The 25,523-nt window shown below is 58.8% G+C and carries 22 protein-coding genes; 9 read left to right on the forward strand and 13 right to left on the reverse strand.

Annotation, left to right across the window (positions count from 1 at the left end; all coding sequences use genetic code 11):
- Positions 1-57 precede the first annotated feature (57 nt).
- Both ACVDG9_RS28210 and ACVDG9_RS28215 read left to right on the forward strand, forming a co-directional pair.
- Complete coding sequence (locus ACVDG9_RS28210) at positions 58-1,164, forward strand: mandelate racemase/muconate lactonizing enzyme family protein (protein WP_447239620.1); 1,107 nt, start codon at positions 58-60, stop codon at positions 1,162-1,164.
- 2 nt (positions 1,165-1,166) lie between these two features.
- Entirely contained in the window at positions 1,167-2,660 is a 1,494-nt protein-coding gene (locus tag ACVDG9_RS28215; RefSeq protein ID WP_447239621.1) for an aldehyde dehydrogenase family protein, read from the forward strand.
- Positions 2,661-2,894: 234 nt separating this feature from the next.
- On the opposite strand, the gene ACVDG9_RS28220 is transcribed toward ACVDG9_RS28215, so the two are convergent.
- The gene (locus ACVDG9_RS28220) at positions 2,895-3,404 is read right to left on the reverse strand and encodes a hypothetical protein (RefSeq protein ID WP_286189704.1); all 510 of its coding nucleotides are present in this window, start codon (positions 3,402-3,404) and stop codon (positions 2,895-2,897) included.
- A 2-nt stretch (positions 3,405-3,406) separates the two neighbouring features.
- Positions 3,407-4,126 (reverse strand): helix-turn-helix transcriptional regulator, encoded by a 720-nt coding sequence (locus ACVDG9_RS28225; protein WP_023000101.1) that lies wholly within the window; start codon positions 4,124-4,126, stop codon positions 3,407-3,409.
- Between the two features lie 729 nt (positions 4,127-4,855).
- Between ACVDG9_RS28225 and ACVDG9_RS28230 the strand changes: the two genes are divergently transcribed.
- From ACVDG9_RS28230 to ACVDG9_RS28260, 7 genes are all read left to right on the forward strand, one after another.
- Entirely contained in the window at positions 4,856-5,581 is a 726-nt protein-coding gene (locus ACVDG9_RS28230; RefSeq protein ID WP_023000102.1) for a hypothetical protein, read from the forward strand.
- A gap of 137 nt (positions 5,582-5,718) precedes the next feature.
- Positions 5,719-6,471, forward strand: coding sequence for a hypothetical protein (locus tag ACVDG9_RS28235; RefSeq protein WP_023000103.1), 753 nt, complete (start codon positions 5,719-5,721; stop codon positions 6,469-6,471).
- 212 nt (positions 6,472-6,683) lie between these two features.
- The gene (locus ACVDG9_RS28240; protein WP_447239622.1) at positions 6,684-8,648 is read left to right on the forward strand and encodes a hypothetical protein; all 1,965 of its coding nucleotides are present in this window, start codon (positions 6,684-6,686) and stop codon (positions 8,646-8,648) included.
- A 12-nt stretch (positions 8,649-8,660) separates the two neighbouring features.
- Positions 8,661-10,628, forward strand: coding sequence for a type I secretion system permease/ATPase (locus ACVDG9_RS28245; protein ID WP_447239623.1), 1,968 nt, complete (start codon positions 8,661-8,663; stop codon positions 10,626-10,628).
- Positions 10,629-10,670: 42 nt separating this feature from the next.
- Positions 10,671-12,011, forward strand: coding sequence for an HlyD family type I secretion periplasmic adaptor subunit (locus ACVDG9_RS28250; protein ID WP_031269001.1), 1,341 nt, complete (start codon positions 10,671-10,673; stop codon positions 12,009-12,011).
- 325 nt (positions 12,012-12,336) lie between these two features.
- Entirely contained in the window at positions 12,337-13,848 is a 1,512-nt protein-coding gene (locus tag ACVDG9_RS28255; RefSeq protein ID WP_208993872.1) for a caspase family protein, read from the forward strand.
- Between the two features lie 318 nt (positions 13,849-14,166).
- On the forward strand, positions 14,167-14,850 hold the full coding sequence (locus ACVDG9_RS28260; protein ID WP_447239624.1) for a hypothetical protein: 684 nt from the start codon (positions 14,167-14,169) through the stop codon (positions 14,848-14,850).
- Between the two features lie 27 nt (positions 14,851-14,877).
- On the opposite strand, the gene ACVDG9_RS28265 is transcribed toward ACVDG9_RS28260, so the two are convergent.
- The 11 genes from ACVDG9_RS28265 to ACVDG9_RS28315 all read right to left on the reverse strand — a co-directional run bounded on the left by ACVDG9_RS28265 (position 14,878) and on the right by ACVDG9_RS28315 (position 25,482).
- Positions 14,878-15,171, reverse strand: coding sequence for a hypothetical protein (locus ACVDG9_RS28265; protein ID WP_447239625.1), 294 nt, complete (start codon positions 15,169-15,171; stop codon positions 14,878-14,880).
- 126 nt (positions 15,172-15,297) lie between these two features.
- The gene (gene fsa, locus ACVDG9_RS28270; protein WP_055661536.1) at positions 15,298-15,951 is read right to left on the reverse strand and encodes a fructose-6-phosphate aldolase; all 654 of its coding nucleotides are present in this window, start codon (positions 15,949-15,951) and stop codon (positions 15,298-15,300) included.
- Between the two features lie 32 nt (positions 15,952-15,983).
- Positions 15,984-17,600 carry an FGGY-family carbohydrate kinase gene (locus ACVDG9_RS28275; RefSeq protein ID WP_447239626.1) on the reverse strand — a complete coding sequence of 539 codons (1,617 nt, stop codon included), beginning with the start codon at positions 17,598-17,600 and terminating at the stop codon, positions 15,984-15,986.
- Positions 17,601-17,603: 3 nt separating this feature from the next.
- Positions 17,604-18,332, reverse strand: coding sequence for an SDR family oxidoreductase (locus ACVDG9_RS28280; protein ID WP_447239627.1), 729 nt, complete (start codon positions 18,330-18,332; stop codon positions 17,604-17,606).
- Between the two features lie 27 nt (positions 18,333-18,359).
- Positions 18,360-19,607 carry a sugar ABC transporter permease gene (locus tag ACVDG9_RS28285; protein WP_075283601.1) on the reverse strand — a complete coding sequence of 416 codons (1,248 nt, stop codon included), beginning with the start codon at positions 19,605-19,607 and terminating at the stop codon, positions 18,360-18,362.
- 14 nt (positions 19,608-19,621) lie between these two features.
- A complete protein-coding gene (locus tag ACVDG9_RS28290) occupies positions 19,622-20,428 on the reverse strand; it encodes an ATP-binding cassette domain-containing protein (RefSeq protein ID WP_055661540.1) in 807 nt (268 codons plus the stop codon).
- 95 nt (positions 20,429-20,523) lie between these two features.
- Positions 20,524-21,591 (reverse strand): ABC transporter substrate-binding protein, encoded by a 1,068-nt coding sequence (locus ACVDG9_RS28295; protein ID WP_370198791.1) that lies wholly within the window; start codon positions 21,589-21,591, stop codon positions 20,524-20,526.
- A 384-nt stretch (positions 21,592-21,975) separates the two neighbouring features.
- Entirely contained in the window at positions 21,976-23,073 is a 1,098-nt protein-coding gene (locus ACVDG9_RS28300) for a LacI family DNA-binding transcriptional regulator (protein WP_447239628.1), read from the reverse strand.
- Between the two features lie 186 nt (positions 23,074-23,259).
- Positions 23,260-24,057 carry a substrate-binding domain-containing protein gene (locus ACVDG9_RS28305; RefSeq protein WP_062486836.1) on the reverse strand — a complete coding sequence of 266 codons (798 nt, stop codon included), beginning with the start codon at positions 24,055-24,057 and terminating at the stop codon, positions 23,260-23,262.
- A 154-nt stretch (positions 24,058-24,211) separates the two neighbouring features.
- Positions 24,212-24,976, reverse strand: a complete 765-nt coding sequence (locus ACVDG9_RS28310) for an anti-sigma factor family protein (RefSeq protein ID WP_447239629.1) — start codon at positions 24,974-24,976, stop codon at positions 24,212-24,214.
- Positions 24,973-25,482 carry an RNA polymerase sigma factor gene (locus tag ACVDG9_RS28315; RefSeq protein ID WP_197923201.1) on the reverse strand — a complete coding sequence of 170 codons (510 nt, stop codon included), beginning with the start codon at positions 25,480-25,482 and terminating at the stop codon, positions 24,973-24,975. Before ACVDG9_RS28315 ends, ACVDG9_RS28310 begins: the two co-directional genes overlap by 4 nt.
- Positions 25,483-25,523: the final 41 nt, after the last annotated feature.

The following is a 25,523-nucleotide window of genomic DNA, read 5'->3' on the forward strand; positions in this document are numbered from 1 at the left end:
GGTTCACGAGCCAACCCCTATCCATCGGGACCGTCCGTCCGAGGACCGGATAAGACAATGAAAATACAATCAATAGAAACATTTACCAATGAGTTTGTCTGTTTCGTTCGTGCAACCGCCGAAAACGGTGCGACCGGATGGGGGCAGGTAGCGCCTTACTACGCGGATATCACCGCGGAGGTCGTCCACCGTCAGGTTGCACCTTATGCGCTGGGCGAAGACGCTTTCGACATTGAACACCTGATGGAGATCATCCCGGAACGGGAGCACAAGTTTCCCGGCTCCTATCTGCGCCGGGCGATGGGGGGACTGGACACTGCCCTGTTCGACCTTCGCGGCAAGCTGGAAGGTAAGCCGGTGTGCGAACTGCTCGGCGGAACGCCGGGCAAGGTGCGGGCCTACGGGTCGTCGATGAAGCGTGACATCACGGCGAAAGACGAAGCGGATCGCCTCAAGAAGCAGCAGGACCTTTACGGCTTCGACGCCTTCAAGTTCCGGATCGGTGCCGAATGCGGCCGCGACCAGGACGAATGGCCGGGCCGGACGGAAGAAATCGTGCCGACCATGCGCAAGGCCTTTGGTGACGACACCGCACTGCTGGTCGATGCCAACTCCTGCTATTCGCCAGCCAAGGCCATCGAGATCGGCCGGTTCCTGGAAGCCAACGGCATTTCTCATTACGAGGAGCCTTGCCCCTACTGGCACTATGACCAGACCAGGCAAGTGACAGATACTCTCGACATCGATGTGACAGGGGGGGAGCAGGATTGCTCTCTGGTGGACTGGCAGCGGATGATCGATGAACGGGTTGTCGATATCATTCAGCCGGACGTCTGTTATCTCGGTGGTATGGTCCGCACCATGAAGGTGGCACAAATGGCGCATGAGGCAGGCATTCCCTGCACACCGCATGCGGCCAACCTGTCGCTGGTGACGCTGTTCACCATGCATCTGCTGCGGGCGATCCCGAATGCGGGCAAATATCTCGAATTCTCCATCGAGGAAGCCGACTATTATCCCTGGCAATACGGCCTCTTCACCGCTTCGCCATACGAGATTGTCGACGGGCACGCCACGGTGACAGATGCGCCGGGGTGGGGTGTCGAGATCAGTCCGGAGTGGCTGGCGAAATCCACATACAAGATCAGTTCCCTGGAAGGCTAACGATGTCCGGAGCAAGCGAACTCATCGCGGAATATCAGGCTACGGGCACGCTGAAGGCGTTGCCCCTCGGCCATTTCATCGACGGCAGCTTCACGCAGCCGTCCCATAACCGCACCATGGAAAGTTTCGATCCGGGCCGGGGCGAAGCCTTCGCCCGCTTCACGGCGGGCACCGCCGAGGATGTCGATCAGGCGGTAAAGTCGTCAAAGGTTGCTTTTGAGTCCGTCTGGCGAGACATGGCGCCGGTGGAGCGATCCCGGATCCTTCTGCAAGCGTCCAGGCTTATCCTGGAAAATCTCGATCTTCTGGCCGTTGCCGAAACGCTGGACAGCGGCAAGGCACTGCAGGAAGCTCAAGGCGATGTGCGCGGTGCGGCTCGTACGTTCGAGTATTACGCGGGCGCTTGCGACAAGCTGCAGGGAGACAGCTTTCCCCTTGGACCGAATTATGTCGGTTACGCCATTCACGAGCCGGTCGGGGTCACGGCCCACATCATTCCGTGGAACTTTCCGATCTCCACCGCTGCGCGCGGATTTGCGCCGGCGCTTGCAGCCGGCTGCACGGTTGTGGCAAAGCCTGCCGAACAAACGCCGTTCACCGCACTGCTGCTTGCGAAGATCCTGCATGATGCCGGATTGCCGGCAGGCGTGTGCAATGTCGTGACCGGAACCGGCGCCGAAACCGGTGCTCCACTGACAGCCCATCCGGATGTCGACCACATCACGTTCACCGGTTCTGTCCAGACGGGCAAAGCGGTGATGAAGGCGGCAGCCGACGAGATCACCCGCGTGGTGCTGGAGCTAGGTGGCAAATCGCCCGTGGTGGTGCTTGGCGATTGTGACCGGGAACAGGCGCTATCCGGTGTTCTCGGTGCGATCTACGAGAATGCCGGCCAGATCTGTTCCGCTGGATCTCGTCTTGTGATCGAGAAGAACATTCACGCGGACTTCGTTGCGGAACTGGTCAAACGCACCAAGGCCCTGAAGCTCGGGCATGGCCTCGGCAACCCTGATGTCGGGCCGGTCAATTCGGTGGAGCATCTTGCGAAGGTTGCCGGTTTTGTCGACCGCGCAAGGGCGCGGGGAGCTGATATCGTGACGGGTGGCGCCATAGCCGCCGACCCGAAAACCGGCAAGGGCTGGTTCTATGAGCCGACAATCGTCGACAGCGTTTCTGCGAGTGACGAGTTGGCGCAGGAGGAAATCTTCGGGCCGGTGCTGACGGTGCAGGTGGCTGATGATGCCGATCATGCCCTGGCACTTGCCAACGATTGCCAGTACGGCCTGGTCGCAGGCATCTACACGTCGAATTTCGCAAAAGCCCATCAGCTCGCGCGCAAGATCGATGCCGGCCAGATCTACATCAACGAGTATTTCGCCGGTGGGATCGAGGTGCCGTTCGGTGGCAACAAGAAATCCGGTTTCGGCCGCGAAAAAGGTCTCGAAGGTCTCAAGAGCTACTGCAAGACCAAAAGCATTGCCGCCAGGATCGGCTAGAACTTGTCGCGTTTCGTCGGAAACGCTTTTCACTGCCTGAAATCGGGGATTTCGACGCAAGAAGCGATGCAAGATCTTTCCAGTTAGACGCGGCACGCTCCAGGGCAGAGTTCAGTCAGCCGGATCAGAGCGATCCGAACCTGCTCAAACATCCTGTTACCTCCCCTGAAAGGCCGGTTCGGTTTACCGATCCGGCCTCTTTTTTGTCGAGGCTGCGTGCAGCGCGGGAGGATCTCACACCGGAAACCTGCGCTGCTTGAAGAACTCCCAGAGCGACTTGTTCAGCGTCTGTGTCTTCTGGATCGTTTCCCTGACGAGCGTGATTTCCCGGGCATTGATCGGGCTGGACTTGCCGTATTCGATCTTGTGTTTCTGGTCGCTGATGCGCATCAGGATGGTTGAGGCATTGCGCCCCTCGTTGTCGAACGAATAGATGCAGTGATTATATTTGTTTTTCAATTTCAATGTCTTGTGCATGTCCCGCGTTAGGCTCAGCACCTCTTCCCTCAAGTCCGGTTTCTGCGCGTCGAGCTTGGCCAGCCGTTCGACCAGATCAATTCGGGCACGCGACGTGTTGAGGGTCAGGAAGATCACCGTCGCGACTTCCTTGGTGACGCCGGCGAGGCCCGCGATCATGTGGATCAGCAGGCTCTCCGTGTTGGTCCACGTATAATTCAGCCGGCCCATGAGGGCGAGAAACGTCTGGAATTCGTCCGCCATTGTGGGCGCATCTGCCGCGCTCATCTTCAGGCCTCTAGGTTGGGTGGTCGTTGTTCCGTCTGAATGTAGATCGCGGCTGCTTCCGTTCTGTTTGAAACGCCGAGCTTTGAAATGATGTGATGAATATGGAGCTTGATGGTGTGCTCCGACAGGGACAATTTTTCGGCGATGTTCTTGTTCTGATATCCCTCTGAGATGAGGCATAGAACTTCGGTTTCCCGTTTCGTCAGCTTGCCGAAGCGGTTCCTGGTACGGCTGCGGTGCCTGCGCTGATGCATGGCCGGGGCTGCGCCGTAAGGCCTTTCCATCCCCATGTACTTGATGGCATCAGCCGGCAGATAATGGCCGCCGTTGAGCATGAGACGGATAGCGCCTAGCCAGAGATCGATCCGAAGGTTCATCGGCAGCACGCTCTTGATCAGGCCTTCCTGGAAATAATCGCTGATGATCGAGGGGAACGACAGATCATCATTGATCAGCATGCAGAGGTTTGCTTCAGGGAAATTTTTCCGCAGGCAGGCAATAGCTTCCTTGCGCTCCGCGCTGAAGCCTTCGTCAATCAGGAAAAGGCGTTTTGAAAATTCCCCACGGCGCTCCGAGCGATAAAGATCGATTTTCTGAGTGATACGGATAAAACGTCCATCTTCTATTTCCCGGTCGATTACTCCTTCCAGTTCCTTCGGAAACTTTTCGGACGCTCCAATATAATAGATTGAACCTTTATTCTCGTAATTTACGCTAGTCATTACTGTCACCCCTACAAACTAAGATAAAATTTAATTTGGACTCTCTTTCACTTGCAATTGCCAGAAACAGGGCCTGGGAGAAGCGTTTTTGTAAATATTCATCCGGCTTATTCTGCCGTCGGCATTAGCCATGCGGTTTTTAAAATAATAAAATTTCTTATCTTGTTTGTTCAGACCAAGGATAGGTGCGGGAAATGGGTGGCTGTCGGAAAATGAACATGCCGTCCAAATCGCAGTATTAACAGGGATTTGTGCAGTGACCCCCTAGTCTGAATTTCTCCTCACCCATAACTTGTATATAACAAACTTACCTTAGGTTATATTAATAATTCGATTTAGTCGCGGATCAGATTTTGCTTCAAGATATTGCAATTAAATACTTTTTTGACCTCGCGTGATTTACCTATGTCGCTAGATATCCGCGAAACTTGAATGGTAAATGTTTAGTTAAGATTTCCGGCTTATTGCAATCTCCCTGTTCTGTCATTGTTTTCATCGGCTGGGAGATTCTCGTATTTGTGTAAATCCTCGGTTTGTGGATCCTTATCCTCAAATTTGACTTCCAGCCGAAGAGTAAATGGAACAGCTAAATCTATTTTGATTAGCTGATGTGGTTGTTTTTGCCATTTTCCATTTGATCTGGGGCGGTAACGCTCCTCTTAACCACGACAGCCCTATGCAAATCGATAGAAGACGATCTGCCGAGCTGTCCGATCTGAGGACAGAACCATGAGCGAATACGTTTGGCATAAAAACGAGCTGAACATCGATAAGTCGTTCAATCCGACTTATTCTAGCGAGTACAACACCAACTATAATCACGAAATAAACATCGACAATTCGAAGAGCTACGAGTGGGAATACTCGGACGACGACAACACCCAGGATGTGAACAACCAGGTGTTCAAGTATGTCGACAGTGACTTCGATCCCGTGATCAATGTGGATTTTGAGAACGGTCCTTCGGACGTCGACAACATTGACCTGGACATCGGCGACCATGCGAGTGTCGAGGACATTCTGATTGCGAAAGGCAACATCGACTTCGACCCGGGCGACGACATCAAGGTCGAAGACGTCCTCAATGATGCGCTGAACGGCCTTGGGAACGATACCGGCATTGCAATCAACAACAGCAACCAACTGGAAGACAACGACTGGGCAAAAGACACCTTTGTCGCCAATGAAGGGTCCTTCACGCAGAAGCTGACTGCCAACGGCGGTTCGGCGGAAGCTGATGACGGTCTGGCTTTCGGTGGGTCGTCAATGACCGTGGATGCCCTTGATGATGCGACGGTTATTGGTGAAGTGATGGCCGCTGCCAATGCCGCCAACGCAACCGAAGCGTTCGTCAACGAGCTGGTGCAGGGTGCGAACATTCTCAACAACTCGGTCGATACGACGATTGTCGGCGGCGATCTCTACACCGACAGCGTTGGTGAAGACGAGCTCTAAGATGTTCGATCGGCGCTGCGGTTTTCTGTTTCGAACCTGTTTCCGAAACGCCAGCTGCGCCCGTTTCCAAGTCAGAATGCGGTGTGAACGCCGGTCTTGCGAAACCTGGCTCGCCGCGATGAACAAGGACTATTATCATGTCTGGTAAGCGTGGAACTCAATTCAATTACTCTGATTTCGATGCAGTCGATGACTCGAAGATCATCAACAAGGCCGAAGTCGTGATGAACTTCGAAGAAGGTTTTGTTTATGACGACGACGATGTCGTGGACATCGACCTGGAAGAATGCGCTGAAGTCGACGAGATGCTCGTGAGCGTCAACGGCGGCATCGACTACAGCCCGGGCGACGACATCACCGTTGAAGACATTTTGAACGAAGCCCTCAATGGTGGCGGCAATGATGCCGGTGTCGTGCTCAACAACAGCAACCAGCTGGAAGACAACGACTGGGCCAACGGTACGACGGCAACCAACAACGCCGGCTTCAACCAGACCCTGAGTGCCAAGGGTGGCGATGCCGAAACCGATGACGGTATTTCGGCAGGGGGCTCCAGCGGGTCGGCATACGTCGATGCTGACATGCAGGCATTCGGTGGCCATGTCGGCACCTGGTTCGGTCATGCCGGTTTCCATGGCATGTCGGTCGACCTGGAAGGCAATCTGGAAATCGATGACCTCGGTTCCGGCAGCGTCAGCGTCATCGCTGATGACGATGCGCTCGTCCAGGGCATGAATGCAGCTGAAGCATCCGCTTCCAACGATGCATCGGCATTCACCAACACGCTGGTGCAGGGCGAAAACATCCTGAACAACTCTGTCGACATGACCATTGTCGGCGGCAACATGGACAGCCTGATGACCGGTGAAGATCTCGGCTCCCTGAGCTGATCCGGTTTGTTCCTGAATTGATTTTCAATTCCGGAAAACAGCAGCAGGCGCGGAGCTCACTTGCTCCGCGCCTGCTGAACGCGGTCTCTCGTATTTAGATTCGCGCGAGTTTGACCGCGAAAACGACCCTTCATTCAGATTAGGGGGCTGACATGTTTTTTTATGATGACCTTACGCGTGAAGCGATTTCGCATTTTGTAGGAAGCTTTTCCATGTCACTCGAGGAGGCCCGCGCCCGCCTTGAGTATCTTGAATTCCGCGCGGCACAGCTTGCTGCCGAACAGGCAGAGCAAGGTGAGACGATGGAGGCGCTGCCGACAGTCTGGCCGGACTATCAGCTGCTCGACCTCAATCCGAATATCCATTACGAATTCGATGGTTACAGCTACTATGACGACGTTCCCGCCGCCCTGAACTTTTATGAGTGGGATGGCATTGGCATGCGGGCACATCTGATGCCGCCGCCGGTTGAGGGGACTTTCAATCCCTACACCATCGCGCTGACAGGCGGTGTCCGCTTCATAACGTTCCAGCACGAAGTGCTGCCCAACAGCTTCGCCGTTGTGTCCCGGTCCGAAAACGTGCTGGAGGACAACGACTATCTGTCCAACACGGGTCTCCACTATCATTTCGATTACGAAGCACCATCACTCATCTCCTTCCTCGATGCGCTTGAGGCCGCCGGGATCACCGGCAGGTTCAGCTTTACGGAAGCAGACAATCCGGCTGGCAATCTGAGCGCGACCGTCGCAGCCTGGACGGAAACAGCCCAAACCATGCAAACCGGCGCTCCCGGTGTCGGGCAACAGGTTCTGGCAACCGGAGATGACACCGGGCAGCTCTATCAGAACGGTATCGTTGTCGAGGAAGCCGCCCGTCTTGATGAAGTCATCAAGCATTTGAGGGGCCGTGCTCCGGACGATGACGCCGACGCGAACTCCGATGACGTGGTGCTCGAGGGACCGCAAAGCGCCTCAGGCGAGTTGGCTTCGCTGGTGGACACCGCCGGAACCTCCGCTTCGCTGCAAATCAGTGCCGGCAACAACACACTGATCAATCAGGCCATTCTGGTGGACGTCTGGGGCAAGGCCGCGACCATAGCTGTGGCCGGCGATTATTACGATCTCGACATTATCAGCCAGACAAATGTTCTGGCAGCGACGCATCTGGCGGGTCTTGGCGAGTGGGCGACGGATCCGAGCACCGGCAGCTACAACATCGCATCGATCATGAACACCGGTTCGGATCTGCCCATGGATGTTGCTCCGGTCGGCAATCATTCACTCTGGGATATCACCTTCCACGACGGTGACATGACCTTCGTGAACTGGCTGACCCAGAAGAACTATCTGGTCGACAACGACACCATCGTCTACCAGGAAGACGGCTCGGGCACGACGATCATGTCCGGTGGCAATATTCTGACAAATGCTCTCAACCTCACGGAATTGAGCACCTTTTTCGATCTGATCCTGATCGGAGGCGACTATTACTCGGCCAATGTGATCAGCCAGACCAACGTCATGGTCAATTTCGATCAGGTCATTGCCGAAGGTACACAAGACGCTTCCATGCCGACGCCTGACGGGCAGATCGACAATCTGCTCTGGAACGAGGCCTATATCGTTTCCAACTACAACAGTTCCGTCGTCGACCTGGATCCGGCAAGCGCGAACCGGCTCGCAACGGCAGGTGAGGAGGATCTCGGCGACGACTTCCTGTCCGGGCTCTTCAGCGGGGAAGCTTCGCCTTTCAACCAGCTGAACGTTCTTTATATCTCCGGCGATGTCTACGACATCAATTACCTCGAACAGGTCAATATCCTGGGCGACAGCGACAGCATCGCCACGCTTGGGGTCGATGTCTCAAGCGAAGGCACCAGCATCAACGGCGATTCAAACCTTCTCTACAATGCCGCGGTGATCCAGGAAGCCAGCGTGGACAATGTTGTTCGCGTCGGTGGCGACACCTATTCGGAAGCTTTGCTTTACCAGGCGGAGATCCTGACGGCAGATGTCGAGCAACCTGATCACGGCGGGGCGGGTCTTGCGTCGGAGGCGGTTGTCTTCCTGGCCGACGGCATGCTGACCAATGGTGACAACGATCTTGAAACCGTCAACCTGAACCAGGTGCCGGACGAGGTCTGTGTCGATCCGATGGCGACGATGGTCGCTTAGGGGAGGCAGCTCATGACCATTTCATATGATGTTGCCGATGGGCAGCGGACGAACCGGGCGGGTGAGCCGCAGGTGCTGGGCCCCGATGCGAAAAAGGGTGATGCACGACTTGTCGGCGCAGAGGCAGCAGCCGCTGCGGGCGGACCAACCCTGAAGTCGGGAGACGCAAGAGCGAAACCGGCGGACGGCGGCAAGTCCGCCCGGACAGGCACAGGCACAGGCACAGGCTCTGGCAAATCCAAGGCTGAAAAGCCCGAGTTCCACCGACGGACGACACCGCCCGATCTTTCCAAGGCACTCGAAAACGGCGTCGCCGCCGTTCGACGCAATCTTCTCATCGTGCTGATGTTTTCCTGCGTCATCAATGTGCTTGTGCTGTCAATTCCGGTCTATCTGTTCCAGATCTCGGACCGGGTCCTGACCAGCCGCTCGCTGGACACGCTGGTCATGCTGACAGGCGTGATCGTCGGGGCGGTCCTGCTGCAGGCGGCCTTCGATGCCATCCGCCGCTTCATTCTTATGCGCACGGCGGTCGAACTCGCATCGCAACTGGGTTCACCCATCCTCGCAGCCGCCGCACGAGCTTCGCTCAACAGCAACGGCAAGGAGTACCAGATCCTGAACGACCTGCAGCAATTGCGGGGTTTTCTGGTGTCCGGCACCATGATGGCATTTCTGGATGGTCCCTTCGCGCCGCTTTTCCTGGTGGCGATCTACCTCATTCATCCGCACCTCGGGATGATCGTCGGTGGCACCTGTGTGATCCTGCTCGTGATCGCGGTGATCAACCAGAAGATCACGTCCCGGCATTTCAGCGATGCCAACCAGAACCAGAGCAAGGCGAACCTGCATCTGGATGCCATGTCCAGGAATTCGCAGATCATCAACGCCCTGGCCATGATCCCGGAAGCGGTTCACCTGTGGGGGCGCGATACGGCTGCTTCGCTGCGCGCGCAGGTCAGTGCGCAGGACAGAAACATTGTTTCGGCCTCCATCACCAAGGCTGTCCGGCTTCTGACGCAGGTGGCGATGCTCGGGTGGGGGTCATTCCTTGCCATCCAGGGTGAACTGACCGGGGGGATGGTGATTGCCGCCTCCATTATCGGCGGCCGGGCGCTGTCGCCCATCGAGGGGGCGATCGAAGGCTGGAACCAGTATCTGCTGTCGCGCAATTCCTATGGCCGGATCTCGACACTGCTGAAATCCTCGCCGCTCAACTCCGAACGTCTCGTTCTGCCCAAGCCGCAAGGCCGGCTTGATGTCGAACGCCTGCTTTACGTGCCCCAGGGGACCAAGCGGGTCGTGCTCAACAGCATCACCTTCTCGCTGAAAGCCGGGGACTCTCTTGCGATCATCGGCAACTCGGGAGCCGGAAAAACCACACTCGGCAAGATGCTGGTGGGATCCATCCTGCCGACATCGGGCGCGGTGCGTCTGGACCTGATGGACCTGCGCAACTGGAACCAGCGGCAGCTGGGTGAGAACATCGGTTATCTGCCACAGGACGTTCAGCTCTTCCCGGGCACGATCAAGCAGAACATCGGCCGCATGCGCGAAGATGCTTCGGACGAGCAGATCTACGAAGCCGCCTGTCTGGCCGACGTGCACGCCATGATTTCCGAATTGGCCCACGGCTACGAAACGGTCGTCGCGGCCGACGGTGCACCGCTGTCAGGCGGTCAGAAGCAGCGTATCGCGCTTGCCAGGGCGTTCTTCGGCAATCCACGTTTCGTCGTTCTGGACGAACCCAACTCAAATCTGGACACCAATGGCGACGAAGCGCTTGCACGGGCAATGGCACATGCCAAGGCCGAAGGCATCACCGTCGTCGCGATCACGCAAAAGCCATCCCTGCTGAAATGTGTCGACCGGATCCTTGTTCTGGCCGACGGCTCCATCAGCATGTTCGGCTTCCGCAACGAGGTGCTGGAACTCCTTGCCGACCGGAAGAAACAAAGAGCGGTTCAGCAACAAGGATAAGCGTTGGCAGCCGCCAGGGACGGCTCAAGCCAGGGGGAAAAGATGAGCAACGCTCTGACACATCACGAACCGATGGACTGGTATTCGGCAGTGCCGAGATCGATTTTCTGGCACACGCTGATCGGCGTTTTCATGCTGGTCTTCTTCATAGGAGGCTTTGCCGCCTGGTCCTTTACCGCGCCGTTGGCAGCCGCCGTAATTTCTAGCGGAACCTTTGTCGCAACCGGACAGAACAAGCAGATTCAGCACTACGAAGGCGGGATCGTGAAGGAGATCCTGGTGCAGGAGGGCGAGCGCGTTCAAAAAGGCGATCCGATTGTTCGTCTCGACGAAACCGTCGCATCCGCAAACGAGCGACAGCTGGGTCTCAAGCTGGCGCGGCTGGAAGCGATCAACGCCCGTCTGCGCGCCGAATATCTCTGGCTGAAGGAGGTGGAATTCCCGCAAACATTGCTGGACCTGAAGGACGATGAGGAAATTGCCACCATCATCGCCGGCCAGAAGCTGAGTTTCATCGGATCACAGGCCAAGCTGACGAGTGATATCAGGATTCTGGAGAGCACGATCGAATCCCTTCAGCACCGCCGCGACGGCTACCGTGAACAGCATGATGCCATGATCAGGCAGCTTGCGATCCTGCAGGAAGAACACACGGGCAAGAAACTTCTCTTCGAAAAAGGCCTTCTTCTGAAGCCGACCCTGAATGCACTGGAAAGAGCGATCGCAGAAGCGGAAGGGCAGATCGGGAGGCTGGCATCGTCCATGCAGGAGGCCAATGCCCAGGTCCTGCAACACCAGGAACAGGTCAAGCAGACACGGGCTGCCTATAACGAAAAGGTGCTTGATGACCTGCAATCGATCGAGGCCGAGCTGGATGCGGCAAGAGAGCAGTCCCGCAAGGCGCGCAACGTTCTCGAGCGTGCCGTCATTCAGGCACCGGTTTCGGGGACCATCGTACGCATGCACTACCACACAGCCGGTGGGGTTATCGAAAGCGGCAAGACGATTGTCGAGATTCTGCCGTCCGACGCACCGCTGATCATCGAGGCACTGATTTCGCGAACCGATATCGACAGCGTTCATATCGGCCAGCAGGCCACTGTTCGCCTGTCCGCCCTCAATCAACGCACCACGCCGGTGCTGGAAGGCGAAGTGCAATATGTGTCCGCAGATGCAATCACCGACAACAGCACGGGCATCATGCGCGAGGTTTACGTCACTCGCATCGATATCTCGCCGGGCGAACTGACAAGGGTGCTTAACTTCGTTCCGACCCCGGGCATGCCCGCGGAAATCATGATCCAGACGGCCGAGCGAACCTTCATGCAGTATCTGACCAAGCCGATCGTCGACAGCATGTCACGTGCCTTCCGGGAGGAGTAGGCAACTGGACGCATTTTACGGTCGACGGCCGCTTTTCAGCGCAAGATTGCGCGGGATTGCATGCGGTGGCTGATCAACCCGGATTGTCTGATGTGGTCTTCAGGCAATGTCCGCCTTGGCCGGTTCGTTAGTCGCGGACCGGCCGCTTTTTTGGGATTGTACCGGTTGAAGGGTGACAGCTGCAGTCAGGTGACGCGGCGAAAAGAGGGGTTGTTTTCGCAAGGTAATCCGCCAATTATGAAAGCGGTGTTTCCAGGACTTGTACCAAGCCGGAAACAGGGTTTTCATGTGATTGCGCCAAATGCGAAACCGGGTCGAACTGCTGTTGAAGACTTTTAAAATCAACGGATTGGCTGTCTGGTCTGTTGTGGTGTTTCTGGTGCTGACGGGCCTGTCAGCTCACGCGGCGACGGACCCGTTCGCGGAACGGCGCATGGCTCTTGTGGTCGGCATTGCGGGCTATGAGAACGCCCCCGATCTGAGCAACACCACCAATGACGGCAAGCTGATTTCGGATACCTTGAACGAACTGAATTTCGAAGTGTCCGAGCATTTCAACATCGGGCTTGCGGAGTTCCGGGAACTGCTGGACCGTTTCGCCTTCGAGGCGGAAACGGCGGATGTGGCTCTCGTCTATTTTGCCGGACACGGGATCGAAGTCGGCGGACGCAATTTCCTGGTTCCCTCCGACGCCAAGGCCGGCAGCCGGCAGCAGGTTGCCGATACCTCGATTTCTCTCGATGACATTCTGGAAGCGGTCGACAAGGCTCGGCAGCTCAGGATCGTGATCCTGGATTCCTGCCGGAACGACCCGTTTGCCGATGTGGGCGGGCAGGAAACGCTCACCGTAAATCAGGGGGCTTACGGCCGCGGGCTGGCAGCACCTTCTCCCGAACGCGGCACGCTGGTGGCCTACGCCGCCGAAGCAGGAGCCGTTGCACTGGATGGGGCAGGTGAAAACAGTCCGTTTGCATCGGCGCTGGCCCAGACCTTGAAGATCAGGGATCTGGAAATAGGCCTTGCCTTCCGGCAGGTGCGCGATTCCGTGCTGAAAGCCACCGCCAACGCGCAGGAGCCGCACACCTACGGCTCACTGTCCGGCAAACCCTACTTCCTTGCGGGCGGCAGCCAGGAGGTCAACGTGCTTGCGGCGGCAGACCGTCTTAACGCCTGGGGGCGCCTTGAAGTCAGCCAGGAAGAGCAGTTGCAGGTGGCGGCAAGGGAGGGCGACAGCAGGGCGCTGAAAGGCCTTGCCTACATGCGCCTCAACCCGAGCGAGGACCGCTACGATCCCTCCCGCGCGGCAGCATTTCTGGAAACCGCATCGGAAGCAGGTGATCCTGAAGCCATGTTCGAGCTTGCCCGCATGTATGAGCGCGGCATTGGCGTCGAACAGGATGTCGAAAAGGCATTGGAACTGTTTCGCAAGTCCGCAGACGAGGGCTTTGCGGATGCCATCAACGATCTCGGGTTCCTTTATTATCAGGGCGGCCTGGGGATCGCGCGTGATCCGAAAAAGGCAATCGAGCTGTTCGGAAAGGCTGCCGATCAGCGGCACCCGGAAGCGATGTTCAATTACGCAGCCCTGATCGATGACGGTGTGGTCGATGGCAAGGAACCGGACGATGCGGCAGAATATCTTTATCGCGCCTTGAGATCCGGCAACGAAGAAGTTTTGAGCCAGCTCTCGGAAAACCCGAAAATGTTCAAGGCCACGACACGGCGCTCCCTTCAACGGAAACTTTCAGAACGCTCTTTCTATACCGGGACCATCGACGGCCAGTTCGGCCCGCAGACCCAGAGAGGTCTGCGCAAAGCTTACGGGCTTTCCGAATAGGGGCCAAAGCGTTTGCCGGCTGAGATCGATTTCCACCTTCCAAAGCCTTTGTTGCGTGTTGCATGACGCAGGGTAATTTTTGACTTGTTCTTTTATTCCAAGGGGTTAAAATTGAAAAAGAACAATCAAAAGAAACATTTCGGGAAATATCAATCCCTGATTTCAATGTAGACAGTGCAGACGTTTTTCTAAGTCATATTGCAGGTTTTTTCTGCTTTTCCGCTAGCAGGTGTCGCGCCAATCGTGGTTGCTGCCCGGTTCGATCAGTTGTCTCTGGTGATTTGTTCGATGTGTTTGAATAGTTGATTGGAGGAAGTCATGTTTGGAAACAGGTTTTGCGCAGGTGTGGCCGTTGCCGTGCTCGCCGGACAAGTCGTGACGGCTGCCAGTGTGCCTGCTTATGCGGTCGCCGTGCCGGGTGGCCAGTCGCTTGCGCCGACAGATCCATTGGGTTCGGTTCTGGAGGAGCTTCTGCTTGCCCAGTACAGCTCTTCCATGAGCAGCGAACCGTCTGGCCCTTCCTATGATGTCGATCGGCAGGAACGCGACCCGAAGCTGAGCGCATCCTATGATCTCGACGAAAGGGTCACCCGCGGTGTCATCTGGATAATTCAGAACGGCAGCAACGAGTGCCGTAATTCCATCCGACCCGAATACCGCTTCGACTGTTTGAGGAATGTTCTGGGGCGCGCCGCCTCGACAATTGAAAACCGGCCAAACTATCGCGACGCGGCGCGGGAATTGCGGAGCCTTTCCCGCAAGCTCGATGGCATTGTCTCAAAATACCAGGACCGGAGCGCTCCGCGCGCGGCCGTGGGTCAGCGTACCTACCGGGCCGTTTCCACGGCCAATCTCGAGCAGGCTCGCCGTGAAGCATCGGAAGCCATCGACGAGAGCGTCACCAAGCTGCTGCGTTCTGCTGGAAACTCGGAAAAGCGCAAGACGCATTATTCCCAGATCGCAACCGCTGTCGGGTCCACCAAGCGTTTGCTGCGGTCTTAAGTATCATCGACCTGGCTGGCGGTCGCCTCAGTCCGCCGGCTGCTGATCCGGGATCTCCTCCGGAGTGATGACCGGCGTTTCACCGACATCGGGGGCAGGTTCGACAAGCTCGCGGTCTCCGACCGGGGCTGGCTTCAAAACACCATCGCAGTCCGAGAGGCTGGCAGTTTCTTCAGTATCGGTGGGAACCCTGTCTTGCGACTTTGCGCCGGGTTCAACCTTGCAGTCTTCGCTCTTGTCGTCTGCAAGAGCGGTGCCGCACACAAGGGTCAGTGCGGTGGCAAGGGCTGCAATCGTCCGGACATTTTCGTGCGGGCGCATACTATCCTCCAATGGATGTCTCTCCATTGGAAACGCCCGAACCGTCATCGGGTTCAATTCGAGTGGATTTACCGGCTCCGCCCATGGGTGGAACCGGCAAGTTGCTTGTACGTACTCTTCAGTCGATCAGGTGATGGTCTGGCCGGTCTTTGCCCAATCCGCAAGGAACTGCTCCAGTCCCTTGTCGGTCAACGGGTGCTTGACTAGCGCCTTGATCGTTGCCGGCGGCACGGTTGCCACATCGGCGCCGATCAACGCGGCTTCCTTGACGTGATTGACCGTTCGGATCGAGGCGGCAAGAATTTCGGTCTCAAAGCCGTAATTGTCGTAGATCTGCCGGATCTCGCGGATCAGCTCCATTCCGTCCATGACCATATCGTCCAGTCGGCCAATGAACGGGGAAATGAAGGTTGCTCCGGCCTTGGCGGCCAGCAGCGCCTGATTGGCGGAAAAGCACAAGGTGACGTTGGTCTTGAACCCTTCGGCAGTCAGTGCACGGCAGGCTCTGAGACCATCCAGCGTCAGCGGCAGCTTGATGCAGATGTTGGGGGCGATCCTTGCAAGGGTCTTGCCTTCTCGCACCATTGCCTCGAACTCGGTCGCCGTGACTTCGGCCGAAACCGGACCTTCGACAATGGAGCAGATCTCGCGGGTCACTTCTGTGATGTCCCGGCCGGACTTGAGGATCAGGGACGGGTTGGTAGTAACACCATCGATAAGGCCGAGTTCTGTGAGGTCGCGGATGTCGCTGACATCCGCCGTGTCGACAAAAAACTTCATGTCTCTCTTTCCGTTTGGAATGGCGGGCAGCGTTATCCGCGGATCTTGCGGGCGGCCTGCTGCAGCAGCTCGAAAGCCTCGTACCGCTTGTTGTGGTAGGATGTGGCCTCGGCGCCGCCGGGTGCATAGGTTTCGCCGGCAGCCGACATGGCGGCCATGGCGGCCGGAATGTTCTTTTGCAGGCCACCAGCGACAGCGCCGAGCATGGCCGAGCCGAGAAGGACCGGTTCCGCGGTTTTGGGAGCGGCGATCACGAGGCCCGTGGCATCGGCCAGAAGCTGACGCACCAAAGGGCTCTGGCCTGCACCGCCACTGACGACGATGGTGTCCGTCCGGATGCCCTTTGCGGTCTGCGCCTCGACAATCTGTCTGAGGCCGTATCCGAGACCGCAGATGCCCGCGACATAGAGCCTGACGAGAGCGGCGACGGATGTGTCCATATCAAGGCCCGCAATGATGGCCTTGGCTTCCGGATCGGCAAACGGCGCACGGTTGCCGAGAAATTCAGGGACCACATGCAGACCGTCTGCCAGCCTTGATATGTCTGTCCCCTCCGGTGCAAGCCGCTCGGCTTCAGCAGCAAGCCACTGGTTGAGGCCGAGACCTGCTTCCCTTGCCTGCTTGAGGGCCTCAGTGGAGGCCGGGTGGAAACGGACCAGATGGTCGATGGCGGCACCTGCCGCCGACTGGCCCGCCTCGTTCAGCCAGAGGCCTGGAACCATCGCGGAGAAATAAGGTCCCCAGACGCCTGGCACGAAGGCAGGTTCTGTTGTCGAGGTCATGGTGCAGGCGGAGGTGCCGAAGACATAGGCCATCCGGCTTGTCGCCGATCCCGCCTCTGTCTGGTCCTGCCACCCGACCGTGCCGACACCGCCCGCATGAGCGTCGATCAGCCCGGCAGCAACGGGTGTCCCTTCATGCAGACCCAGGTCTGCCGCCGCTTCTGCCGTCAGTCCGTTGCCCAGAGCCGTTCCCGCATCGACAATGGTGGTGCCGATGCGGTCAAAATCATTCGCGCAGAGTTCGGCAAGACCGATGGACTGGAAATAATCGGCGTCCCAGCGGCGTTCATGACCAAGGTAGGTCCATTTGCAGGTAACCGTGCAGATGGACCGTGCAAGGCTGCCGGTTGCCCGCCATGTCAGGAAATCGGTCAGGTCGAAAAAATGCTCGGCTTTGCCGAAGATCTCTGGCCGGTTCTCTTTCAGCCAGAGCAGCTTCGGAGTTTCCATTTCTGGTGAAATCTGGCTGCCGACATAGCGCAGCACGTCGTGGCCACCGGCGTTGATGCGTTCGGCCTGGTCAAGGGCGCGGTGATCCATCCAGACGATTATGTTGCGCTCCGGATGGTCCGTATCGCCTACCGGCAGCGGGCTGCCTTGCGGGCCGATGACCACCAGCGAACAGGTGGCGTCCATGCCGATCCCGGCCACATCGCCCGGATCGATCCCGGCCGTGCCAACCGCTTCGCGTACGGTGGCGGCCACGGCTTGCCAGATGTCGTTGGAAGATTGTTCGTAAAGGTTTGGCCCCCGGTTGAAGAGGGCGATGTCACGTTTTGCCGATGCAACCAGATTGCCGGACTGGTCGAACAGACCAGCCCTGGCACTGCCTGTGCCGACATCAATACCAATCAGAAATTTGCTCATGCCTCAAAGGTCCACACTTTGCGGCAGAATGACAAGGTCCCTGATGGTGACGCCGCGCGGGCGGCTGAGCATGAACAGCACGGCATCAGCGACTTCCCGGGGCTGCATCAGGCTGCCGTTGGCGAGGGCTTCGTCCATCTTTGCCTTGGGCCAGTCATCGAGAAGGGCTGTAACCACAGGTCCCGGCGCGACCGCTCCAACGCGCACCCCGTGTTCGGCGACCTGGCGCCGTACCGTGTGAACGAAGGCCTGCACGGCAAATTTCGAGGCGGTATAGATCGGCTCCCAGACGACCGGTACAAGGCCGGCGATGGAACTGGTGACGATGATGTCGCCGGTCTTGCGTTCCACCATATGTGGCAACACGGCGCGAATGGAGCGGAACGCGGCATTGATGTTGAGATTGAGAACCTTGTCCCACTGGTCCGGGTCGCCGTCGACGACGCTGCCGCCGACATATGCTCCTGCATTGGCGTGGAAGATGTCGAGGTGTCCGGTCTTTTCCACGATCCGGTCCAGCATGCCATCGACAGTGGGCCCGTCCATGAGGTCGACCACCAGTGGAATGGCGTCCGGCCCGAGCTCCTGGCAGATCGCGTTCAGTCTGTCTTCGGCACGGTCGATCAGGACCACCCGGCAGCCGGCTGCAAGCAGGCTCCTGGCGCATTCCAGGCCGATCCCGGACGCGGCACCAGTAATGGCCGCGACCTTGCCTTTGAGTTCATCGGTCATGTTCGAAATCCTTGAATTGAAATCCGGTCAGGCGCGGCCGTGAGAGACGCGGCTCTGGCGGGCGAGACTGTCGACGATGACGGCAATGGCGAGCACGCAGCCGGTGATCATGTAGCGGAGCGAGGACGACATGTTCAAAAGCGTCAGCCCGTTGGAGATCGACTGGATGACGATGATGCCAAGCAGCGCCGACCATGCCGACCCGCGTCCGCCGAACAGGCTGGTTCCACCGATAACGGCGGCTGCGATAGCGTTGAGGTTGACGTCACCGGTGCCCGCCTGCTGACTGGCGGAGGCAAGCCGTGCGGAAGACAGAACACCGCCGAGGGCCGCCAGCAGCGAGCACAGCGCAAAGGACGTGAGGTAGGTGAAGGTGACATTGATGCCGGCTCTGCGCGCAGCCTCCGCGTTGCCGCCAACTGCCTTCACGGACCGCCCCCACTGGGTGCGTGTGAAGACATAGTTCATGACAACGACAAGCAGGGCGAAGAGGCCGAACATCCAGGGCACGCCGCGACCGAGGTTCAGATAGAAGACGGCGGCTTCGAAGGCGATGGTGGTGAACAGCGCCTTGAACACTAGCCCGCCAACAGAGCCAACGGAGAGATTGGCTGCCTGGCGCTGGCGCCGGTTGCGAATTCCCATCACGAGAATGGCGACGCCAGGCAACAGGGCGACTGCGTGAGAGGCCCAGGCCGGCATCATCAGAAGTTGGCCGAAGTTCACCATCCAGGAGCCGTAGGGCAGGTTGATGGAGCCGGTGGAGCCGAGCATGTAGAGCTGCAGGCCGAGAAGCGCCAGCAGACCGGCGAGGGTCGAGACGAAGCTGGGCATGCCAAGCTGAGTGCGCAGCAGTGCATAGACCGAGCCGATGACCGCGCCGGTGCTGAGCGCCGCCAGGATCGCCAGTGGCAGGGGAACACCCTGATTGACCCAGAGCACGCCGATCAGGGCCGAGCCGACACCGCTCATGGAGCCGACCGAAAGGTCGATCTCGCCGAGCATCAGCACGCAGACGATGCCGAGCGCGATGACGCCGACTGTCGAGCAATCGAAGAGCAGGTTCACAAGGTTGTTCGGCGTAACGAACAGCGGATTGAGAATGGTGAAGACCGTCCAGATGACAATGAGGCCGACAATGACGGGCAGGGAGCCGAGGTCGCCTGCCTTCACACGATCGATGAAGGCGCTGATGACGTCGGTCAGGCTGCTGGCATGCTTGACGCGCGTATCGCTGCGGTCGAGCAGCCGGGGTTCGGGAGCGGAGCCGTTCATGGTGGTTTCCTTGTTTATGCCGTGGCGCCTGCGGCCGCCCGTTTGCTGGCGCGGCGGGTGACGGCATTGTCGGTTGCGCCGGTAATGGCTCCGACCAGTTCCTCGTTGGACGATTGCGGCGAGAACACACCGTTGTTGCGGCCAAGCCGCAGCACCACGATGCGGTCTGCGACCGCGCGCACGTCTTCCATGTTGTGGGAAATCATGATGACGCCGAGGCCCTTGTCGCGGACCCGCTCCACCAGGTTGAGCACTTCCGCCGTCTGGGCAACGCCAAGGGCGGCGGTGGGTTCGTCCAGCATGATGATCTTCGGGTTGAGCAGCAGGGACCGGGCAATGGCGACGGTCTGGCGCTGGCCGCCGGACAGCGATGCGATCGGTTCGCGCACGCTTGGAATGCGGGCCGCCAGCTCGTTGAGCAGCTCCCAGGAGCGGACTTCCATGGCCACTTCATCCAGATGCCAGGGACTGCGTTCCTGGCCCAGGAAGATGTTGGCAACGACGTCGAGGTTCTCGCACAGGGCGAGATCCTGGAACACGGTTGCGATGCCAAGGTGCAGGGCGTCGCTCGGCCCGTGCATCGTCACCGGCTTGCCTTCGAAGTGAATGGTGCCGGAAGTCGGCGCGTGGACGCCGGAGAGCACCTTGATGAGGGTCGATTTTCCGGCGCCGTTGTCACCGACAAGGGCAACGACTTCACCTGGATGGACGTCCAGCTCGATATCGGTCAATGCCGACACCGCGCCGAAGTTCTTCGAAATGCCCTTGAGGCTCAGGATCGGCTGCCGATCCGTGGCGGATTGGGGAGAAGTGGCGGTCATCTTGTCCGGCTCATGGTTTTCTGGGTCCTCTGGATGGCCACCCGGCCTTCCGGGTGTCGACCCTTGGGGTCGGGCGGCCTGCTTGGGAGGAGGAGTTATTGGATGCCGAGTTCCTTGCAGCCTTCGGCATAACGGCCCGTGCACAGTTCCTCAGCCGTCTGGATGCCCATATCGATGATCTCTTCCTTCAGGTTCTCGCGCGTGACCACGGCCGGAACGAACAGCTCGGAAGGTGTTTCGTAGAGCGTTGTCTTGGCTTCCGGCGTTTCCCCGTTCAGGAACTGCACGGCAACCTTGGCAGCCGCCGCGGCAACGATTTCAGAAGGCTTGGAGATCGTGTTGTACTGGTCGCCGGCAATGATCAGCTGCAGGGCCGCGATGGTGGCATCGTTGCCGGTTACAGGCGGAAGCGGGTCGACGCCGGCAGCCTTCAGGGCGGCAATGGCGCCGCCGCCGGTGCCGTCATTGGCCGCTACGATGCCGACGATCTGATCGCCGAAGCGCGTGATCTGGCCGCTGGCCCATTCCTGGGCTTTGGGCGGTGCCCAGTCCGGCGTGTCGAATTCGGCCAGCGTCTCGTACTTGCCGGTGGCGATACCTGCATGAATACCGTCCTTGATCAGGCCGGCAGCGGCATCGGTGGGCGAGCCGTTGATCTGCAGCAGGCCGCCTGCCTCCGGTGAGATGCCCTGTTCTTCCAGATGGCGCACCAGGGACTCGGCGATTGCCTTGCCGATGCCTTCATTGTCGAAGGAGACATAGTAGTCGGCGGTCTTGTCCGGGATAGGGCGATCGTAGGCGATCACTTTCACGCCCTGGCTCTGGGCAAGGGCGACGAGCGAGGCGGCCGCGCTGGAATCCACCGGATCAAGCACAATCACCTTGGCGCCTTGTGTCAGAACGGAGTTGAACTGCTGCTGCTGGCGCGCCACGTCTGCATCCGCGTTCTGGTAGATGACGGTGCAATCCGGGCAAAGCTTCTCCATTTCCGCCTTGAAGCCCGGGAAATCATGTTCCTCGTAGCGGGTTGATGCCTGGTCTGGCATCAGGAATGCAACGGTGCCGGATGCAGCCTGGACAGCGGTTCCCTGCAGCAGGGCGGCGGCAACGATGGCCGCGCCGGCAAGTTTCTTGTTCATCGGGTTCATTTCAGTTTCCTCCATCAATAAAACGGTCCGTCGGCCCCGTCCTCGGGTGCGCTCAAGACCGGTTGGTTTCCTGAAAGACCACTGCTAATCTTGGCCGAGCATGATCGAGTCCGCGCAGAAACCCTGACGCCTTAGCCGGTGCAACGGCACGGGGCGTCTTTACGGGTTCCGGCGGATGAGAGGATCTACCTGCCGCTTCGGTTAGTGGGTATTTCAGGACGATCTTGCCGACGCGCGGGGTTGCTCACCGCACTCCGCGCGTTTCTCGTCCGGATCAACGGGACTGATAGCGTTTGAGTGTCCGTTGATCCTGAAGTCCGATTTTCCTCCTCTTCCTCCCATGTGTCCGTGCGGTCTTTGCCGCCTGTCTGCCGTCGTGCCCAGTTTTGGCGGATGGCATCAGTGGATCTTCTTTTCCTGCCCTTCCGCCGAGGCGCTGTCCCTCGGTGCCGGGGTGTGTGTTTGCGAATGCATGTCTTCGCCTGCTTCGAGATCTCGCACCGAGGCACGGACGATCAGGCTCGCGTTCAGCACTGTCGGTGTAACGGGTGCCTTGCTGTCACCCTCGATCCGCTGCAGCAGCCGGCGCCAGGCGGTTTCCGCGATTTTGTCGACCGGCTGTCGGATGGCCGTCAGTCCGGTGTTGCGGGCGGACATCCAGGCATAGTCGTCAAACGCGACGACAGACGCGCGGCTCGGGATGTCGATCCGGTGTTCGGCGAGGGCGGACAACACGCTGAGTGTCGTGACGTTGGTAAGCGCGATGATTGCTTCCGGCAGGGGATTGCGTTCCATCCAGTCCAGGAGCGTTCTGGTGCCTGCGGTGATATCGGAACCCAGATTGAGAATGGTCGGCCGTTTGCCGGTTTGCGCCTCGATGATGGCGGCAGCCCCTTCCGTTCTTTCCAGAATCGGAGGGTGATCCAGGTCGGAAACGCCGATTGCAATGTTCTGGTGGCCACGCTCCAGCAGATGCCTTGCGGCAATCTCGCCCGCCTCGCGGTTGTCGATGGTCACCGTATCGGCAATTGCCCCTTCTGCAGCAACACGGTCGACCAGAACCATCGGCAAGGTGGATTTTGCTTCCTTCAGTTCCGGCGGCATGGTGCTTGAGCAGGGCACGGCAATCAGCCCTTCCGGCCGCCATGCGAGCAACGCCTTCAGACGTGAGGATTCCACCGCGCGGTCGTTGTGTGAGCTGGCGACGATCACGTCGTAACCTTCCGCTGATGCGGCGGTTTCCAGTCTGGAGACGATGGTGGCAAAAAAGGTGTCGGTGAGGTCGGGGACAATTACCGCGATGATACGGGTTCGGCCTGAGCGCAGCTGGGAAGCGGCCCGATCAAGCTGGTAACCGAGTTCGCGCGCAGCCTTGTGCACGCTCTCCTTCAGCTCGTCGTTGACCGGTTTGCGCCCGGAAAAGACGTTCGATACCGTCGCGATCGACACGCCCGCAAGAGCGGCGACTTCCTTGATGGACGGTTTTTTCCGGGACATCTGCCAGCGCCTCCCAACGCTGTTAAACGTTTTACAGTTAAACGTTTAACAGTGCAGTTTGAGGTTGGCAAGCGGAAAAATGGGAAAGGTAGGCTCAGCGGGTTTCAAAAAGGCGTTGCATCCCCCTCTGCGCGCCCTGGGAGGCATGGGCGCGGAGGGGGCTTGGCAAAAGGCGAAAGCGCGGTGTTAGCGCTTCCAACCCTCGGTTTTCATCAGGACCGCGGCTTCCGGGGTCTGGAGGAAGTCCAGAAAAGCCTTGGCTTGCGGGTCGGCGTCGGGGGAAAGCACGACGTTGACATCGCGCCAGATGCGACGGTTTTCGTCCAGTTCGACAAGGGACAGAACGTCCGGGTTGTTGATAGGCCAGTTCGGCCAGGTGATCCAGGCATCGGCCTCAAGGTCCTTGAAGGCCCGGAAACTGGCACCGGAGCCTTTTTCAAACGCGACGATGTTCGATCTGAACGCCGACACGTCACCGAGATTTCCGGTCCTTCCGGCGATGTCTTCCCAGACGCCTGTGCCGGATGTGTTGGCGACACCGGCGCCCTCGGTCACGACGATCTTGATCCCGTCCTTGAGCAGGTCTTCAAAGCCCTCGATCTTTTTCGGATTGTCTGCGCGCACGGCGATGATGGCGGGCCGGATGTAGATTGGCTGAACCTGGGAAGAGTCAAAATTGCCATAGGTTTCCAGAAACGCCGTCATCGATTGTTCGGATGTGCCCCAGAGGATATCGGCATCCGCCTGGGCTTTTGCGGACCAGGTGGTTTCCGGGCCGGCCGTGATTTCGACCTTGTTGCCGGTTTTTTCTTCAAAGGCCTTTGCAACTTTCTGGAACGCCGTGTGCGGGCCGCCCGCACCATAAAGCCTGACAACTCCGTCGGCGGGGCGGTGTTTGATGGATGGATCGGCGAGTGTGCTTTCCTGGGCGAGTGCAGGGCCGGCGCAAACCAGCAGTGCGAGCGCACAAAGGGAAGTTTTCATATCGGAATTCCTGAATTCTGTTGGCTTGTGACGCATGCGCGCCGAAGGCGGCCTTGCGCCGCCCCCGCACCTGACTACGCCAGCCGGTTGCCTGGTCTTCCCAAGAGCGGGGTCACGAAAGCGCGAGGTCTCTTTCAGAATGATCTGGCGACTTTCAGTTCGATTGTTGCGCCGGGTCGAGCTGGGTCTGGATCAGGTGGGCAAGGTTCAAAAGCTGTGAGCGCGGCATGTCGCCTGTCACCGCGTAGGTGAACCCGGTGTCGCTCCAGAAAAACGCCTGTTCAGTGCCGGATTCCGCGAACTGGAATTTCGGTTCACCGTCGACCCCGCGGCGCAGATAGACGGTCACCCGGTTGCCGTCCGCATCGTCATACATGAGCTGTGCTGCCGGATCCGCCCCGCTAGGCAGCAGGCGACCGCCCATCAGCGTCAGTCCGGCAACCCGCAGATCGGGAATGCGGAACGGATGGTTCAGCCGATTGCCGAGCCAGGTCGCCAGATGCCGCTGGTCGCTGGCTGCCACCTCGACCGGATGGGCAACCTCAACGGTGAATGTTCGGTGAGCCGTCAGGGCATCGGCCAGGAAGGGCTGATACGCTGGCAGGCTTGCATCCGGTTTCAGGGACCAGCCGGCAAAGACGCCAACCAGCAGGGCCGCAGCGATGGAGGCGGCCATGCCGGCGCGCGGCAGCCATCTGCCCCCTGAAGGCGCGGTCAGGCCGGGAGGTTCTGCAGTGACTCGGGAATAGGCTGTCTTCAGGTTTGCCGAGATCCGGCGGTCCGCCTCAACCCGGGCGGCAGCTTCCGGATTGTCCCGAAGATAGGTTTCGACCTCGCGTCTGCGATCCGCAGGCAGCTCGTCGTCGACGTATCGAACGAGGTCTTCCTCCCGGATGGGAGGCACCGTCTGGGAATTCATGTCACGCTCCTTAGATGGGGACGCTCGGAGGCGCGGGGGTCTTCTCTCAGTCTGGCACGAGCGCGGCTTATGCGCGACATGATGGTTCCTTCGGCAACGTTCAGGATTGCGGCGGCTTCTGCATAGGTAAAGCCTTCCACGCCGACCAGGAACAGTGCTTCGCGCTGGTCTTCGGGCAAGGCCAGCATGCGGTTCAGTAGATGCTTGAGCTCGGCGCTGTCCTGCTGCGAGGCGGGCGCCTGAAGCTGGTTTTCCAGATCGTCCAGGTCGATATGGTTCGAATGGCGCCGCAAGCGCCGCCAGCGGCTGACGTGAAGATTGCGCATCATACGGAAGAGCCACGGCCGCAGTGGTACAGACGACCGGCGAAGGCTCCATTTGCGCAAGGCCCGTTCCAGGCAGTCCTGCACAAGGTCTTCCGCTTCCGCCTGGTCGCAGGTCAGCGTTACCGCGTATCGATGCAGCGCCGGCGTCTCCCTGAGCAGGTTTTGGGTATTGTCGGGCAAGAGCTCTTCCTCGTGGACACTACTGACACCAACGCTTGTGC

The organism is Roseibium sp. RP-7 (assembly GCF_053005225.1).